The 15,622-nt window shown below is 58.6% G+C and carries 15 protein-coding genes and 1 pseudogene; 12 read left to right on the top strand and 4 right to left on the bottom strand.

The features are described from left to right. The first annotated feature begins 1 nt into the window (after position 1). A complete protein-coding gene (gene trpB, locus KHQ24_RS07270) occupies positions 2-1,195 on the top strand; it encodes a tryptophan synthase subunit beta (RefSeq protein ID WP_004203860.1) in 1,194 nt (397 codons plus the stop codon). Beyond that, complete coding sequence (gene trpA / locus KHQ24_RS07265) at positions 1,195-2,004, top strand: tryptophan synthase subunit alpha (protein ID WP_004203859.1); 810 nt, start codon at positions 1,195-1,197, stop codon at positions 2,002-2,004. The genes trpB and trpA overlap by 1 nt, the downstream gene beginning before the upstream one ends. 3 nt (positions 2,005-2,007) lie before the next feature. Here trpA and KHQ24_RS07260 read toward each other — a convergent pair whose 3' ends face one another. Continuing rightward, positions 2,008-2,490, bottom strand: a complete 483-nt coding sequence (locus KHQ24_RS07260) for a MarR family winged helix-turn-helix transcriptional regulator (protein WP_017898672.1) — start codon at positions 2,488-2,490, stop codon at positions 2,008-2,010. Between the two features lie 74 nt (positions 2,491-2,564). On the opposite strand from KHQ24_RS07260, the gene KHQ24_RS07255 reads away from it, so the two are divergent. Then, positions 2,565-3,512: a quinone oxidoreductase family protein gene (locus KHQ24_RS07255; RefSeq protein ID WP_211777195.1), complete on the top strand. Its 948-nt coding sequence runs from the start codon at positions 2,565-2,567 to the stop codon at positions 3,510-3,512. A 153-nt stretch (positions 3,513-3,665) separates the two neighbouring features. On the opposite strand, the pseudogene KHQ24_RS07250 reads toward KHQ24_RS07255, so the two are convergent. Next, a pseudogene (locus KHQ24_RS07250) lies at positions 3,666-4,198 on the bottom strand (LysR family transcriptional regulator); the annotation flags it as partial. 364 nt (positions 4,199-4,562) lie between these two features. Between KHQ24_RS07250 and KHQ24_RS07245 the strand changes: the two are divergent. Further along, a complete protein-coding gene (locus tag KHQ24_RS07245) occupies positions 4,563-6,848 on the top strand; it encodes a catecholate siderophore receptor Fiu (RefSeq protein WP_017898670.1) in 2,286 nt (761 codons plus the stop codon). Positions 6,849-6,896: 48 nt separating this feature from the next. Next, positions 6,897-7,574 (top strand): PKHD-type hydroxylase YbiX, encoded by a 678-nt coding sequence (gene ybiX / locus KHQ24_RS07240; protein ID WP_048294545.1) that lies wholly within the window; start codon positions 6,897-6,899, stop codon positions 7,572-7,574. A gap of 78 nt (positions 7,575-7,652) precedes the next feature. On the opposite strand, the gene ompW is transcribed toward ybiX, so the two are convergent. Next, the gene (gene ompW, locus KHQ24_RS07235; protein ID WP_004203849.1) at positions 7,653-8,291 is read right to left on the bottom strand and encodes an outer membrane protein OmpW; all 639 of its coding nucleotides are present in this window, start codon (positions 8,289-8,291) and stop codon (positions 7,653-7,655) included. Positions 8,292-8,560: 269 nt separating this feature from the next. Here ompW and KHQ24_RS07230 point away from each other — a divergent pair, with 269 nt between their 5' ends. From KHQ24_RS07230 to yciA, 5 genes are all read left to right on the top strand, one after another. Then, a complete protein-coding gene (locus tag KHQ24_RS07230) occupies positions 8,561-8,974 on the top strand; it encodes a YkgJ family cysteine cluster protein (RefSeq protein WP_004203847.1) in 414 nt (137 codons plus the stop codon). A 25-nt stretch (positions 8,975-8,999) separates the two neighbouring features. Then, positions 9,000-9,743, top strand: coding sequence for a YciC family protein (locus tag KHQ24_RS07225; RefSeq protein WP_004203845.1), 744 nt, complete (start codon positions 9,000-9,002; stop codon positions 9,741-9,743). Between the two features lie 54 nt (positions 9,744-9,797). Beyond that, positions 9,798-10,337 (top strand): septation protein A, encoded by a 540-nt coding sequence (locus tag KHQ24_RS07220; protein ID WP_004203842.1) that lies wholly within the window; start codon positions 9,798-9,800, stop codon positions 10,335-10,337. Positions 10,338-10,607: 270 nt separating this feature from the next. Further along, positions 10,608-12,791 (top strand): TonB-dependent siderophore receptor, encoded by a 2,184-nt coding sequence (locus KHQ24_RS07215; protein ID WP_064177980.1) that lies wholly within the window; start codon positions 10,608-10,610, stop codon positions 12,789-12,791. A gap of 98 nt (positions 12,792-12,889) precedes the next feature. Continuing rightward, a complete protein-coding gene (gene yciA, locus KHQ24_RS07210) occupies positions 12,890-13,288 on the top strand; it encodes an acyl-CoA thioester hydrolase YciA (protein WP_002901629.1) in 399 nt (132 codons plus the stop codon). 29 nt (positions 13,289-13,317) lie between these two features. Here yciA and KHQ24_RS07205 read toward each other — a convergent pair whose 3' ends face one another. After that, a complete protein-coding gene (locus tag KHQ24_RS07205; protein WP_004203839.1) occupies positions 13,318-13,854 on the bottom strand; it encodes a YniB family protein in 537 nt (178 codons plus the stop codon). A 188-nt stretch (positions 13,855-14,042) separates the two neighbouring features. Here KHQ24_RS07205 and hxpB point away from each other — a divergent pair, with 188 nt between their 5' ends. Beyond that, complete coding sequence (gene hxpB, locus KHQ24_RS07200; RefSeq protein WP_211777194.1) at positions 14,043-14,711, top strand: hexitol phosphatase HxpB; 669 nt, start codon at positions 14,043-14,045, stop codon at positions 14,709-14,711. 149 nt (positions 14,712-14,860) lie between these two features. Next, entirely contained in the window at positions 14,861-15,622 is a 762-nt protein-coding gene (gene kduD, locus KHQ24_RS07195; protein WP_032455866.1) for a 2-dehydro-3-deoxy-D-gluconate 5-dehydrogenase KduD, read from the top strand.

Here is a 15,622-nt window from a genome sequence, read left to right as displayed (position 1 = left end):
AATGAGCACTTTACTGAACCCCTACTTCGGCGAATTCGGCGGCATGTATGTGCCGCAGATCCTGATGCCCGCCCTGCGCCAGCTGGAAGAGGCCTTTGTCAGCGCACAGAAGGACCCGGCCTTTCAGGCGGAATTCACCGACCTGCTGAAAAACTACGCCGGTCGTCCGACGGCCCTGACCAAATGCCGGAACCTGACCGAAGGGACCCGCACTACCCTGTACCTGAAACGCGAAGATCTGCTGCACGGCGGCGCGCACAAAACCAACCAGGTGCTGGGCCAGGCTCTGCTGGCCAAACGGATGGGCAAAACCGAAATTATCGCCGAGACCGGCGCCGGTCAGCACGGCGTCGCCTCAGCGCTGGCCAGCGCCCTGCTCGGTCTGAAATGCCGTATCTACATGGGCGCCAAGGACGTCGAGCGCCAGTCGCCGAACGTCTTCCGTATGCGCCTGATGGGCGCCGAGGTGATCCCGGTGCACAGCGGCTCCGCCACGCTGAAAGATGCCTGTAACGAGGCGCTGCGCGACTGGTCCGGTAGCTACGAGAAGGCGCACTATATGCTGGGCACCGCCGCCGGTCCGCACCCGTTCCCGACCATCGTGCGTGAATTCCAGCGCATGATCGGCGAAGAGACCAAAGCGCAGATCCTCGAAAAAGAGGGCCGTCTGCCGGACGCGGTGATCGCCTGCGTCGGCGGCGGGTCAAACGCCATCGGCATGTTCGCTGATTTTATCGAGGAAACCCGCGTCGGCCTGATCGGCGTGGAGCCTGCCGGGCACGGTATCGAAAGCGGGGAGCACGGCGCGCCGCTGAAGCATGGTCGTGTGGGGATCTACTTCGGGATGAAGTCGCCGATGATGCAAACCGCCGACGGCCAGATCGAGGAATCTTACTCCATTTCCGCCGGGCTGGACTTCCCGTCCGTTGGGCCGCAGCACGCGTTTCTGAACAGCACCGGGCGCGCCGACTATGTGTCGATCACCGATGACGAAGCGCTGGAGGCGTTTAAAGCGCTCTCCCGCCACGAAGGGATCATCCCGGCGCTGGAGTCCTCTCACGCTCTGGCCCATGCGCTGAAAATGATGCGCGAGAACCCGGAAAAAGAGCAGCTGCTGGTGGTTAACCTCTCCGGCCGCGGCGATAAAGACATTTTCACCGTACACGATATCCTGAAAGCGCGAGGGGAAATCTGATGGAACGCTATGAGACGCTGTTTGCCCAACTGAAAAACCGCCAGGAAGGCGCTTTCGTCCCCTTTGTCACCCTTGGCGATCCGGGACCGGAGCAGTCGCTGAAAATTATCGATGCGCTGATCGAAGGCGGCGCCGATGCCCTTGAGCTGGGGATCCCCTTCTCCGACCCGCTGGCGGACGGCCCGACCATCCAGGGCGCGGCCCTGCGCGCCTTCGCCGCGGGGGTAACCCCGGCGCAGTGCTTTGAGATGCTGGCGGCGATCCGCCAGAAGCATCCAACGATCCCAATCGGCCTGCTGATGTACGCGAACCTCGTCTTCAGCCCGGGTATCGATGAGTTCTATGCCCAGTGCGCCCGCGTCGGCGTCGACTCGGTGCTGGTAGCCGACGTGCCTGTGGAAGAGTCCGCCCCGTTCCGCCAGGCGGCGATGCGCCATAACATCGCGCCAATTTTCATTTGCCCGCCCAATGCGGATGACGATTTACTGCGCCAGATTGCCTCTTATGGTCGCGGCTACACCTATCTGCTGTCGCGCGCCGGGGTGACGGGTGCGGAAAATCGCGCTGCGCTGCCGCTGCACCATCTGGTGGAGAAGCTGGCGGAATATCACGCTGCGCCGCCGCTGCAGGGCTTTGGCATCTCCGCGCCGGAGCAGGTGAGCGCCGCCATTGACGCCGGGGCCGCCGGGGCGATCTCCGGTTCCGCCATCGTCAAAATCATCGAACGTCATCTTGATGAGCCGCAAACCATGCTCGACGAGCTGAAAGCCTTCGTCCAGAGCCTGAAGGCGGCGACCAAAACCGCCTGACCGTCAGCCGCCTGGCATCGCGCCAGGCGGCGATGATTTCTGCAAACTGTCGGCGTATTTGCGCGTTAAGCGAAACAGCGCCTGCACTTCATCTTCCGGCCACTGCGCCAGCACCTGATTCATTAACCGCCGCCGCGCGACGGCGATCCTGTCGATCATCTGTTGTCCCCTGGCGCTAAGCGTCACTTCGCTGATCCGTCGGTCATGACGGTTCGGTTGCTTACCGGCAAGCCCCTGGGCTTCCAGTTTCTTCACCTGACGACTGACGGTGGTGTAATCGCGCCCTAAATGATCCGCCAGCTCAACCACCCCCACCGGGCCATAGCGCCCTACCGCCACCAGCAGCGGAAACAGCATCTGTTCCAGCTTGACGCCAGCTGCCTGGAGGATCTGCTCGTCGCGCACCGGCTGGTTCATCACGCTGATGATATCCAGCAGCGCGCCGTGAAAGTCGGTAATGTCGTAGCCATTATGTGCATCTTGCATGTATTAATTTTCCGCGTATAGTGCTGCAAAACAATATGTGTATTTTACACATAATTCCCGACAGGAGATAATTTATGAAAGCAGGCGTGGTTTTTGATCTCGCAGAAGGCCCGGTTTGGGCCGATTTCATCGAGCCGCAGCCCGCGCCCGGCCAGACGCTTATTGACGTCCGCGCCGCCGCGATGAGCCATGTGGTCAAGGCCCGGGCATCCGGACGCCATTACAGCTTTGACGGCAATCTGCCTTTTGTACCCGGTATCGATGGTGTCGGCACTACATCCCAGGGCCAGCGCGTCTACTTCGCCTTCCCCACTGCCCCCTTCGGCAGTATGGCGCAGCGGGCGCCGGTCGCCCTGCAGAATTGCCTGCCGCTGCCGGATGAGCTCGATGATATCCCGGCGGCGGCGATGGCCAACCCCGGTATGTCCGCATGGGCATCGCTGGTGACACGCGCCCAGCTTCAGGCCGGCGAAACGGTGCTGATTAACGGCGCCACCGGCAGCGCCGGTCAGCTGGCGGTGCAGATTGCCCGCTACCTGGGCGCAAAAAAAATCATTGCGACCGGACGCAATGCGCAGTCGCTGGCGGCGATCGGCGCCGATGAATGTATTCAGTTAACTGCGGATGATAAGACGTTAACTGCACAGTTTTCAGCGGTCAGCGCCGCGCAGATCGATGTGGTCATCGATTATCTGTGGGGACACAGCGCGGAATTATTATTGCCGGCCCTGGCCAAATATACCCCGTCCGGCAGACCGGTGCGCTATGTGCAAGTGGGGTCCCTGGCTGGCGCCGATATCGCGTTAAATGGCGCGGTTCTGCGTTCCGCCCCGCTCCTGCTGATGGGCAGCGGGATCGGTAGCCTGACGATGCCGCAGCTGCTGGCGGCGACCGGCGAAATACTGCAGGCGGCGGTGCCGGGGAAATTGACCATCGCCACCACCCCGCGGCCACTGCAGGAGATCGCGGCGGCCTGGCCGCAGGACGACAGCCAGAAGCGTACGGTTTTCACCCTCGGATAAAAAATCGCTTCCGCACAAAAGATGGGGTTGATATCTTAAATGAGAAATATTATCTTTCTCATCACTGAATAGTTGAGTAAATAACTCAGGTATTCAGTACGACATTGCTCACATTGCTTCCAGTATTTTTGCCCGCACTTGTGCGGGCTTTTTTTACTCGCGACACACCTCTCGCACCCGCTGCCGCAGCCAGCGGTGGCCCGGGCCTGCTCCAGGCGCGGATGCCACGCCTGCGACACCGTAATCACCCCGGTGCTGACCGGCAGCGGAAAACTTACTATCCCCTGCGGCGAAGGATGACGCACGCAGGAGGCCGGCACCAGCCCCAGCGCGGCGCTGAAGCCCGGCACGACGGCGGCGATGCGCCGGTACAGCCCCCGCCCCGCTCTGCCAGCTGGTCATCCACCAGCCCATATACGATCCCATGCCGGGAAACGATAACATGTCCCCAGGCGACATAGCGCTCTGCATCTATCGCCGCCGCGGCGGTAAACGGGATTGAGCACCGCGCGCATATCGCTCAGCACACTGTGCGTTTTGCTGCGGATCCGCTGCGCATGCGGGGTGAACACCATTTTGCGTCCGGCCCGCACCAGCAGGGGATCGCCGGTCACGTGCCGCAAGCGAGTTAACGTTCGGATCATCGCCGAAGTGCTAAGGCCGAAACGGCGGGCGGCGCCCGGGACTGGAGTATCTGGATGGCCACGGCCGCACGGTGCCCTGGTAAGCCCGCCGGGACGCCAGCCTCAGGGCGCCCTTCGGCGCCCGCCCGGCGTCTGTTATCCAAGGTCACCGCGCTATATTCCGCGTTGCCCTGCCGCCTTTACCGAGGTCACCCGCCTTTTTTGTTCAAAATTTATGAAATTTGTAAACGGTGGTGAAGAAATCAGTTTAAACGTCAACTTTTCTGTGTAAATATTAAGGCGAATGATAACTATTCTTTTTATCATTTATAGAATCACGCCGGGTCAGCGCAAGCCAGACGACGAATAACGTCGCTTTTGCGCGGCGTGATATGTGCTAATAACAAAAAATAAGCCTGCATTTATCATGGAAAAAAACGCTTCTCTGCCGTTTGGCAGTTTCAACTCATTGGCATTGTTTACGGGTCTGTGTCTGGGAGCCGCGCCGGCAACCGGCATGGCAGCCGAAAAATCAGTCAAAAATAATGAAGAGACGCTGGTGGTGGAAGCCGCCCCGCCTTCGCTTTATTCTCCCGGTGCCTCCGCCGATCCCAAGTTCAATAAACCACTGGTGGATACCACTCGCACCATCACCGTGATCCCCGAACAGGTCATTAAAGATCAGGGCGTCACCAACCTGACTGACGCCCTCAAAAACGTCCCCGGCGTCGGGGCGTTTTACGCCGGGGAGAATGGCAGCTCAACCACCGGGGACGCCATCTTTATGCGCGGCGTGGACACCTCCAACAGTATTTATGTCGACGGCATTCGCGATATCGGCAGCGTGACGCGGGATACCTTCAATACCCAGCAGGTGGAAGTCATCAAGGGGCCCGCCGGCACGGACTATGGCCGCAGCGCCCCTTCCGGCTCGATCAATATGATCAGCAAGCAGCCGCGCCTTGACTCCGGGATCGACGGATCCGCCAGCATCGGCAGCGCCTGGTCGCGTCGGGGTACCCTTGACCTTAACCAGGCCTTCGGCGACAACGCCGCGTTTCGCCTCAACCTGATGGGCGAAAAAACCCACGACGCCGGCCGGGATAAGATTGAGAACGAGCGCTACGGCATTGCCCCGTCCCTGGCCTTCGGCCTCGATACGCCCACCCGTCTGTATCTGAACTATCTCCACGTCCGGCAGAATAACACCCCGGATGGCGGGATCCCCACCGTCGGCCTGCCGGGCTATTCGGCGCCTTCGCCGAAGTATGCCGCCCTCAATTCCGCCGGTAAGGTCGATACCAGCAATTTCTATGGCACCGACTCCGATTACGATAAATCCACCACCGACAGCGGCACCCTGCGCTTTGAACACGATCTGACGGACAATACTACCGTGCGCAATACCACCCGCTGGTCGCGTGTGAAGCAGGAATATCTCCTGACCGCGGTGATGGGCGGCGCGAGCAATATCACCGCCCCCGACATCAATGACGTCAATACCTGGAGCTGGTCACGTCTGGTTAATACCAAAGATGTCAGCAACCGCATTCTGACCAACCAGACCAATATCACTTCGACCTTCAATACCGGTTCGATAGGCCATGACGTCAGTGCCGGCGTGGAGTTTACCCGGGAAAACCAGACTAACTATGGCGTCAACGCCCTGACCGCTCCGGCGGTGAATCTCTATCATCCGGTGAGCAGCCTGTCGATTGGCGGGCTGGACAGAAACGGGGCGAACGCCAACGGCCAGACCGATACCTTCGGTATCTATGCCTTTGATACGCTGGCGCTGACCGATCGGGTTGAGGTCAACGGTGGGCTGCGTCTCGACAGTTACCATACCAAATATGACAGCGCCACCGCCTGCGGCGGCAGCGGACGCGGGGCTGTCGCCTGCCCGCCAGGACAGTCGACCGGCAGCCCGGTCACCACTGTCGATACCGCTAAATCCGGTAACCTGGTTAACTGGAAGGCCGGGGCGCTGTATCGCTTAACCGAGCAGGGCAATATCTACGTCAACTATGCCATCTCGCAGCAACCGCCGGGGGGCAGCAGCTTCGCGCTGGCTGCCAGCGGTAGCGGCAACAGCGCCAACCGGACCGACTTTAAACCGCAGAAAGCGAAATCCAGCGAACTGGGCACCAAGTGGCAGATCCTCGACAAGCGCCTGCTGCTCAGCGCGGCGTTATTCCGCACCGATATTGAAAACGAAGTGGCCGCCAACGATGACGGAACCTGGTCGCAGTACGGCAAAAAGCGCGTGGAAGGCTATGAGCTCTCCGCAACCGGGAACCTGACCCCGGACTGGACAATCATCGCCGGCTACACCCAGCAACATGCCACGGTGACAGAGGGTCAGAATGTGGCGCAGGATGGCTCTTCCGCGCTGGCCTACACCCCGAAACATGCCTTTACGCTGTGGACGCAGTATCAGGCCACCAGCGATCTGTCCGTCGGCGGCGGCGTGCGCTATGTCGGAAGCCTGCGCCGGGGCAGCGATGGCGCGGTGGGTACCCCGGATCACACCGAGGGCTATTGGGTCGCCGACGCCAAACTGGGCTATCGGGTCAACAGCAATCTCGATCTGCAGCTCAATATGTACAACCTGTTTGATACCGATTACGTGGCTTCCATCAACAAGAGCGGCTATCGCTATCATCCGGGCGAACCCCGTACCTTTATGTTGACGGCGAATGTCCATTTCTGAGTCTGTACGTGGGGCCATCGCGCCCCATCTTTTTGAGAGAACACCGCAATGATGTATCACATTCCTGACGTGCTGACGGCGGACCAGGTGGCTGAATATGGCCGCCTGCTGGCGCAGGCCGAATGGGTTGACGGGCGGGTTACCGTCGGCAGCCAGGGGGCGACCGTCAAACAAAACCAGCAGATCGATACCCGCACGCCGCTGTATGCCCGTCTGCAGGCAGCCGTACTCGACGCGCTGCGCGGCCATCCGCAGTTTTTTTCCGCCGCGCTGCCGCGGACAATTTCCGCGCCGTTGTTTAATCGCTACGGGCCGGGAGAGACCTACGGTTTTCATGTCGATGGCGCGGTGCGCCAGAACGGCGAGGCGGGCTGGATGCGGACCGACCTCTCGGCGACGCTGTTCCTCTGCGAGCCGGAAAGCTATGAAGGGGGCGAACTGGTGATTGAAGATACCTATGGCCAGCACCGGGTGAAGCTCCCGGCCGGACATCTGGTGCTCTATCCCGCCAGTAGCCTGCACTGCGTCACCCCGGTCACCGGCGGGGTTCGCCAGGCCTCTTTCCTGTGGATCCAGTCGATGGTCCGCGACGATAAGCAGCGCGCGATGCTCTACGACCTGGACCGCACGATCCAGTCTCTCAAAACCCGCTTTGGCGACGGGGAAGAGGTCCTCTCCCTGCTCAATATGTATCACAACCTGCTGCGCCAGTGGACTGAAGTGTGATCCGCAGGCGAAGGTTTATCGCAGGGAGGGGTGAGGAGGCAACAGACTGGCCGTCCGCTGGCCAGTTTGCAGCAGGCGTTAGAACCGATAGCCTGCGGAGAACATAAACACCCACGGATCCAGACGGGTGCTGACTTTCTGGTCCACGCCGCCGGCTTTGAATTTCACATCGGTATCGATATCCATGTACCACACTGACATATTCAGCAGCCAGTCACGGTTAATCAGGTAATCGAGGCCGACCTGCCCTGCCGCGCCCCAGGAGTCCTTCAGGCTCAGATCGGAAAGCCCGGCCGCCTTGCCGGTATCGTTAAAGTCTTCATTAAAGAAGGTGGTGTAGTTAATCCCCGCCCCCACGTACGGACGCACCTTGCTTTGCGCATCGCCAAAGTACCACTGCGCCATCAGGGTGGGTGGCAATTGATGGACGGTAGCGATGGTGCCAGTTGGCCCGGTACCAACCTTATGGCGGAACGGCGTAGCCGCCAGCAGTTCCACCCCGATGTTATCGGTCGCCATATAGGTAAAGGTTAAACCCAGCTGAGTATTGTTACTGACGTTGAAACTGCCCAGGCTGCCCAGCACATTGTCAGAGCCTTCCGTCGGTCGGACGGTGGCGGTCCCGGCACGAATGAAAAATTCACCCGCCTCATGCGCCCAGACGCTGCCGGTAGTAAGAGTGCTTAGAATCAATGCCGCCGCTGCTAACTTCTTCATATCCACTTCCTCATTATGGTTTTTCAGCGCGGCCAAATATACCTATAACGAGTTACGTTTGATCTGTTTTAGATCACACTAAAACCTTAGATTTAACATTTATTGATCCAGATTAATTTTTGATACCGATCGCAATACGCTAAATCCTTCGCACATCAATTTTCACTTTTCGCAAAAAAAATTATTTCTGCCCCTCTTGCCGCCGCTGAGGCGGCTGGATAAGTTAACTGCCGACAATCTGTGTTGATGCGTTTTTTTCAGGTGTAATTATGAGTGAAATCAACCCGTGCATGACGTGCGGTGCCTGTTGTGCGTATTTTCGAGTCTCTTTCTACTGGGCGGAAGCCGACGACGCGGGCGGCCTGGTGCCCGCCGCGCTGACCGAGCCGCTGACCCCCTTCCTGCGCTGTATGAGCGGCACTAATCAACGTCAGAGCCGCTGTGCGGCGCTATCGGGCGAGATCGGCGACGCCGTCCACTGCACTATCTATGAAAACCGTCCTTCGCCATGTCGCGAATTCGCCATGTCCGGGGAAAACGGCGAGGAAAACGACGCCTGCAACCGGGCGCGAGCGCGCTATGGGCTGCCGCCATTGCGGCCTCTTTACAAAGATATACCTGCCCTGACCGGCGCAGAGAGTGCTACGACGGAAGGATTTGCGGTACAATCGCCGGCTAGTTAACACCTGCGACACTCAAGGAGAATGCATGTCTATCACGGCGAAGTCCGTCTACCGTGACACCGGGAATTTTTTTCGTAATCAGTTCATTACCATTTTGCTGATTGCGCTGTTGTGCGCGTTCATTACGGTAGTACTTGGCCATGCCTTTTCACCCAGCGACGAGCAGCTGTCGATACTCAGCGAAGGCGACAACCTCGCCGGTAGCGCAGGCCTGTTCGAACTGGTGCAGAATATGACGCCGGAGCAGCAGCAGGTTCTGCTGCGCGCCTCGGCGGCATCAACCTTCTCGGGTCTGGTGGGCAATGCGATCCTCGCCGGCGGCGTCCTGCTGCTCATCCAGCTGGTCTCTGCCGGTCATCGTGTCAGCGCCCTGCGCGCCATCGGCGCCTCGGCGCCGGTGCTGCCGAAGCTGCTGCTGCTGATCCTCTTCACCACTTTCCTGGTGCAGATGGGGATGATGTTAGTGCTGGTGCCCGGCGTCCTGTTGGCCATTGTGCTGGCCTTTGCGCCGATCATGCTGGTGCAGGACAAAATGGGCATCCTCGGCGCCATGCGCAGCAGCATGCGCCTGGCGTGGGCCAATCTGCGGCTGGTGGCGCCGGCCATTATCGGCTGGCTGGTGGCGAAAACCCTGCTGCTGCTGTTCGCTTCCAGCTTTGCCGCCCTGACGCCAAACGTCGGCGCGGTGGTCATCAACACCCTCAGCAACCTGATTTCCGCCCTGTTGCTGATCTATTTATTCCGCGTGTATATGCTTATCCGTAGCTAATTTTAACCTGGACCGGGGAATTTCCCGGTCCGTCCTGACAGACGGGATCGATGTATGAAGCAGTTTTTGGATTTTTTACCGCTGGTGGTCTTCTTCGCCTTCTACAAGCTTTACGATATCTACGCCGCCACCACGGCGCTGATTGTGGCGACCGCCATCGTGCTGATCTACAGCTGGGTGCGCTACCGTAAAATCGAAAAAATGGCGCTGATCACCTTCGTGCTGGTGGCCGTCTTCGGTGGATTAACCCTCTTCTTCCACAATGATGAGTTTATTAAATGGAAGGTGACGGTGATCTATGCGCTGTTCGCCGGCGCGCTGCTCTTCAGCCAGTGGGTGATGAAAAAGCCGCTTATCCAGCGCATGCTGGGTAAAGAGCTGACCCTGCCGCAGCAGGTCTGGTCGCGCCTTAACCTGGCCTGGGCGGCGTTTTTTATCCTCTGCGGACTGGCTAATATCTATATCGCCTTCTGGTTGCCGCAGAATATCTGGGTTAACTTTAAGGTCTTCGGTTTAACTGCCCTCACGCTGGTCTTTACCTTGCTGAGCGGGATCTACATCTACCGTCATATGCCGCAGGACGACCACCACTAACGCCTCCACCGGCGCGCCACCCGCGCGCCGCGCTCGCCCCGGGTAGCCTTGCTGCGCTGGCCAACCGTCCCTGCCACCACCACCTCCGCGCGTAACCTGACAGCTTCCCGGCCCCACAGCGCAGGCTCCCTTCACGATTTCACTCGGCAGCGTAAAAAATTGCGCTAATTGTGAGGATTTTATGGAGATTCATTACGTTACATTGTAATGATAATTGTTATCATTAATATTCTCGATCTCATTTTGAATTGTTTTGAAAAGGATATTTACATGAGATCGCCGCAATATTATGTCCCCACGACCCTGGCGCTGGTCATATCCAGTCTCCTTGCCCCTAACGCCTTTGCAGAAGAGTCAGAACAAGATACCGAAACAATGATTGTGCGCAGTACGGCGGAAGAGGCGCTCAAGCAACAGCCCGGGGTGTCGATTATCACGGCAGATGATATTGCAAAACAGCCACCGGTCAACGATCTCTCAGACATCATCCGTAAAATGCCCGGGGTGAATTTGACCGGCAACAGCGCCAGCGGCAGTCGGGGCAACAACCGCCAGATTGATATCCGCGGCATGGGGCCGGAGAACACCCTGATCCTGATAGATGGGGTACCGGCCACGTCACGTAACTCGGTTCGCTATAGCTGGCGCGGCGAACGCGATACCCGGGGCGACAGCAACTGGGTCCCTGCCGAGATGGTCGAGCGAATTGAAGTCCTCCGCGGCCCGGCAGCCGCGCGTTATGGTTCCGGTGCGGCCGGCGGAGTGGTCAACATTATTACCAAACGCCCGACCAACAACTGGCACGGTTCCCTGTCTTTTTTTACCAATCAGCCGGAAAACAACAAGGAAGGCACGACTAATCGCGCTAACTTCAATCTCAGCGGCCCACTGGCCGGCGAAGCGCTGACAATGCGCCTGTATGGCAATATCAATAAAACGGAACCCGACGCCTGGGATATTAACCATGCGCAAAACGGCTCCTACGCTGCGGGACGCGAAGGGGTACGCAATAAAGATATTAACGCCCTGCTGTCATGGAAAATGACCCCGCAGCAAATTCTCGATTTCAGCTACGCCTATAGCCGTCAGGGGAATATCTATGCCGGTGATACCCAGTACAGCAACGGCAATCTTAGCCCGAACGGGCTGGTGGATTCCCTGTACGGACACGAAACGAATCGCCTCTATCGCCAGTCCTGGGGATTGACCTACAACGGTCTTTGGGATTGGGGCCAGTCCAAAGCGGGGGTTTACTACGAGAAAACCAACAATACCCGCCTGCAGGAAGGCTCCACCGGCCGCGTCGAAGGCATGATCAACAGTGAGGATTATGCCACCAGCCGACTGGAATCCTGGCGTACTACCTCCGAATTCAATGTGCCTTTCTTCTGGCTGGCGGATCAGACGCTGACGCTGGGCATGGAATGGAACCATGATCAGCTCGACGACCCGGCATCGATGCAGGCCACTAACAGCAACGGGGAGACTATCCCTGGGATCTCCGGCGACCCTGCGCAACGTCGTACCAAAAACAGCGCCACCCTCACCGGTATCTATCTGGAAGATAATATCGAAGCCGTGCCCGGCACCAACCTGATCCCCGGCATTCGTTTCGATTATCATAATCAGTTTGGCAGCAACTGGAGCCCAAGCCTCAATTTGTCTCAGGCGCTGGGCGATATGTTCACGCTGAAGGCCGGTATCGCGCGGGTGTTTAAAGCGCCTAACCTTTATCAATCCAGTGAAGGCTATCTGCTCTCCACCCGCGGCAACGGTTGTCCAAACACTATCGCCGAAGGCAGCTGCTATCTGCTGGGCAACCCTGACCTCGACCCGGAAATCAGTATTAACAAAGAGATCGGTATCGAATTTAACCTTAATGGCTACGCTGCCGGGGTCACCTGGTTCCGCAACGATTACAAAAACAAAATCGTCTCCGGAACCGAGGTGCTGGGCTATACCTCCAGCGGCAATAATATCCTGCAATGGCAGAACGGCGGCAAAGCCGTGGTCGAGGGGCTGGAAGGCAATCTGCTGATCCCGGTGCTGGCTGATATCCTAAGCTGGCGGACCAATGCCACCTGGATGTTCAAATCTGAAAGTAAAGAGACAGGCAACCCGCTGTCGGTTATCCCGAAATATACCGTTAACACGATGCTCGACTGGCAGGTAAACGACGCCCTGTCGGCGAATGTCAACTGGACGCTTTATGGCCGTCAGAAGCCGCGTCAGTATGCAGAGATCCGCAACGAAACCGGAACCCTTGCCACCACCGAGGTTGGCGCCTATTCCATCGTGGGGATCGGCACCCAGTATCAGCTCAACCGGGATATTCGCCTGAATGCCGGCATAAGTAACCTCTTTGATAAGCAACTGTATCGCGAAAATGCCGGCGCCTCGACCTACAATGAGCCTGGACGCGCGTATTACGCCGGAGTGACCCTCTCTTTCTGAACCACTGCGCCCGCCTCCGCGGGCGCCAGCCCTATTCTCTCTACGCCGTTTTCATAGTAGCATCCCGCTGATCGTCTTTGACCACAACAGAGTAGAGCATGACAACAACAGATCTCGCCCCGAAGGGCGAAATGGTTTTACGCACCCTGGCAATGCCGGCAGATACCAATGCCAACGGGGACATTTTTGGCGGCTGGCTGATGTCGCAGATGGATATCGGCGGCGCCATTATGGCCAAAGAGATCGCCCAGGGTCGCGTGGTGACCGTGCGCGTGGATGGGATGACCTTTTTACGCCCGGTGGCTGTAGGCGACGTGGTGTGCTGCTATGCCCGCTGCGTGAAGCGCGGCAATACCTCAGTGACCATTAACATCGAAGTGTGGGTGAAAAAAGTCTCTTCAGAACCGATTGGCCAGCGCTACAAGGCGACGGAAGCGCTGTTTATCTACGTTGCCGTCGATAATCAGGGTAAACCCCGCCCTCTGCCAGCGGAATAAGATGGCGCCCGGCTAACCGGGCACCTGGCTTAGAGAAAGCCCAGCAGCGAGAAGAAGAAGTAGCCGATAACAATCACCATCACCGGCAGCACGTACAGCGGGAAATACTGCACCAGGATCGTATGTCGCGGCACCACAATGCGTTCGGCGAGCTGCTCGCGAGTTAACCCTTCCGCGCCTTTCGCCTGCTCGAGGATCAGCTGATCCTCAATCCCCTCGCGGAGAAATTTCGCCTGCCGCGCCATCCGCGCGCCGGAGGCCTGCAGCGCCATGCCGACGAACACCAGAATGAAGATAATCCAGAAGCCGATGTTCAGGCTATGGTGAAAATCCGGCAGCGGTGAGTTGTACCAGAAAAAGTTCAGGAACGGCGTGTTAAAGCGCATCATCTCAATCATGACGTGCGCAAAATCCATCATTACCGCGTCAATGCCGGGTTTCTTTTCACTGTGCTCATACATAAATTTGAGGACAGAAATCAGCGTCGACAGCACGGCGGGAATAAAGATGACCCATCCCAAAATACGTTTGATGACCGCAATGCGTCCAGCTTGTTGGTACGTCATGAGTTCCCCTTGTTAAAGACGCGTTAGTGGTTCGCCTGCCGCCCGTTGCGTGGCGCAGGCGCCCCTCGCTTACCCGAATGTGTCGGGTATAAGTCTATCTTCCACGGCGAATTTCGCCCAATAACGCGCGGTATGATATACCATGAATGCCGATTCGTTTATCTGATTACGCAACAGGAGAAGGACATATGTCAGCGAAGCGCCGCATTGAGGCTGCGATTTTTGATATGGACGGGTTGCTGATTGACTCTGAGCCGCTTTGGGATCAGGCGGAGGTCGAGGTCATGGAGAGCCTGGGGGTGGATACCCGCCGCCGCGATGAACTGCCCGACCTGCTGGGTCTGCGAATCGACCTGGTGGTGGATCTGTGGTACGCGCAGCAGCCGTGGCGCGGCGTTGACCGCGCAGAAGCTACCGCGCGCATTATCCGTCGCGCCATCGAACTGGTTGAAGCCTCACGTCCGCTGCTGCCGGGGGTGCGCGAGGCGGTGGCCCTGTGCAAAGCCCAGGGGTTGAAGGTAGGGCTGGCCTCAGCCTCGCCGCTGGTGATGCTGGAGAAAGTGCTCAATATGTTCGAGCTGCGCGACCAGTTTGATGCCCTCGCCTCGGCTGAGCATCTGCCCTGGAGCAAACCGCACCCGCAGGTGTATATCAACTGCGCCGCCGCCCTCGGGGTCGACCCACAGCGCTGTGTCGCGCTGGAGGACTCGGTCAACGGCATGATCGCCAGCAAAGCTGCGCGCATGCGCGCTATCGTCGTGCCGGAAGCAGAGAACAGCCGCGACCCGCGCTTCGTGCTGGCGGACGTCAAGCTGCCGTCACTGCAGGCCCTGACCGTCGAGGCGCTGCTCGGGTAAGACCGCTGGCGGGTGACGCGATCGCCGCCACCCGCCAGCAAAGAAAATCAAAACATCGTTTCATTTTAATTGTAATTTTATTTTCCTGCCTCTATGCTGGGTACAGGTGGCGTCATCGTACGCCTGAAGATCAGCACACAGAGGTGAATATGGTACTGAACGCCTTCGACCTGACGGGTAAGGTCGCCATCGTGACCGGTTGCGATACCGGCCTGGGACAGGGAATGACGCTGGGCCTGGCGCAGGCCGGATGCGATATCGTCGGCATCAACCGCAAAATTCCCCACGACACGGCCGCGCAGGTTCAGGCGCTGGGCCGCCGCTTTCATGCCATTCAGGCGGATCTCAGCCAACAGGATGATATGACCGTTTTGGTCGACCAGGCGGTGGCGGCGATGGGCCGGGTCGATATTCTGGTCAACAACGCCGGGATTATCCGCCGCCATGATGCCCTGACCTTCACGGAAAGTGACTGGGATGCGGTGATCGATCTGAATCTGAAAGCAGTTTTTTTCCTCTGCCAGGCGGTCGCCAGGCAGTTCATTCGCCAGGGTGAAGGCGGGAAAATCGTTAACATCGCCTCGATGCTCTCGTTTCAGGGCGGGATCCGCGTCCCCTCCTATACCGCCTCGAAAAGCGGCGTGCTGGGGCTGACCCGCCTGCTGGCTAACGAATGGGCTGGTCAGGGTATCAACGTCAACGCCATTGCGCCCGGGTATATGGCCACCAATAACACCCAGGCGCTGCGCGAAGATGAGGAGCGCAACCAGGCAATCCTTGAGCGTATCCCCGCCGGTCGCTGGGGTGTGCCAGATGACCTGCAGGGGCCGGTGGTGTTTCTCGCCTCGTCCGCCGCCGATTATATTCACGGCTATACCCTGGCCGTCGACGGCGGATGGCTGGCGCGCTGA

The sequence above is a fragment of the Klebsiella sp. 54 genome, from assembly GCF_018223875.1.
GTDB lineage: Bacteria > Pseudomonadota > Gammaproteobacteria > Enterobacterales > Enterobacteriaceae > Klebsiella > Klebsiella quasipneumoniae.
The sequence above is the reverse complement of the archived record's forward strand: the minus strand, read 5'-3'. Positions and strand labels throughout refer to the sequence as shown.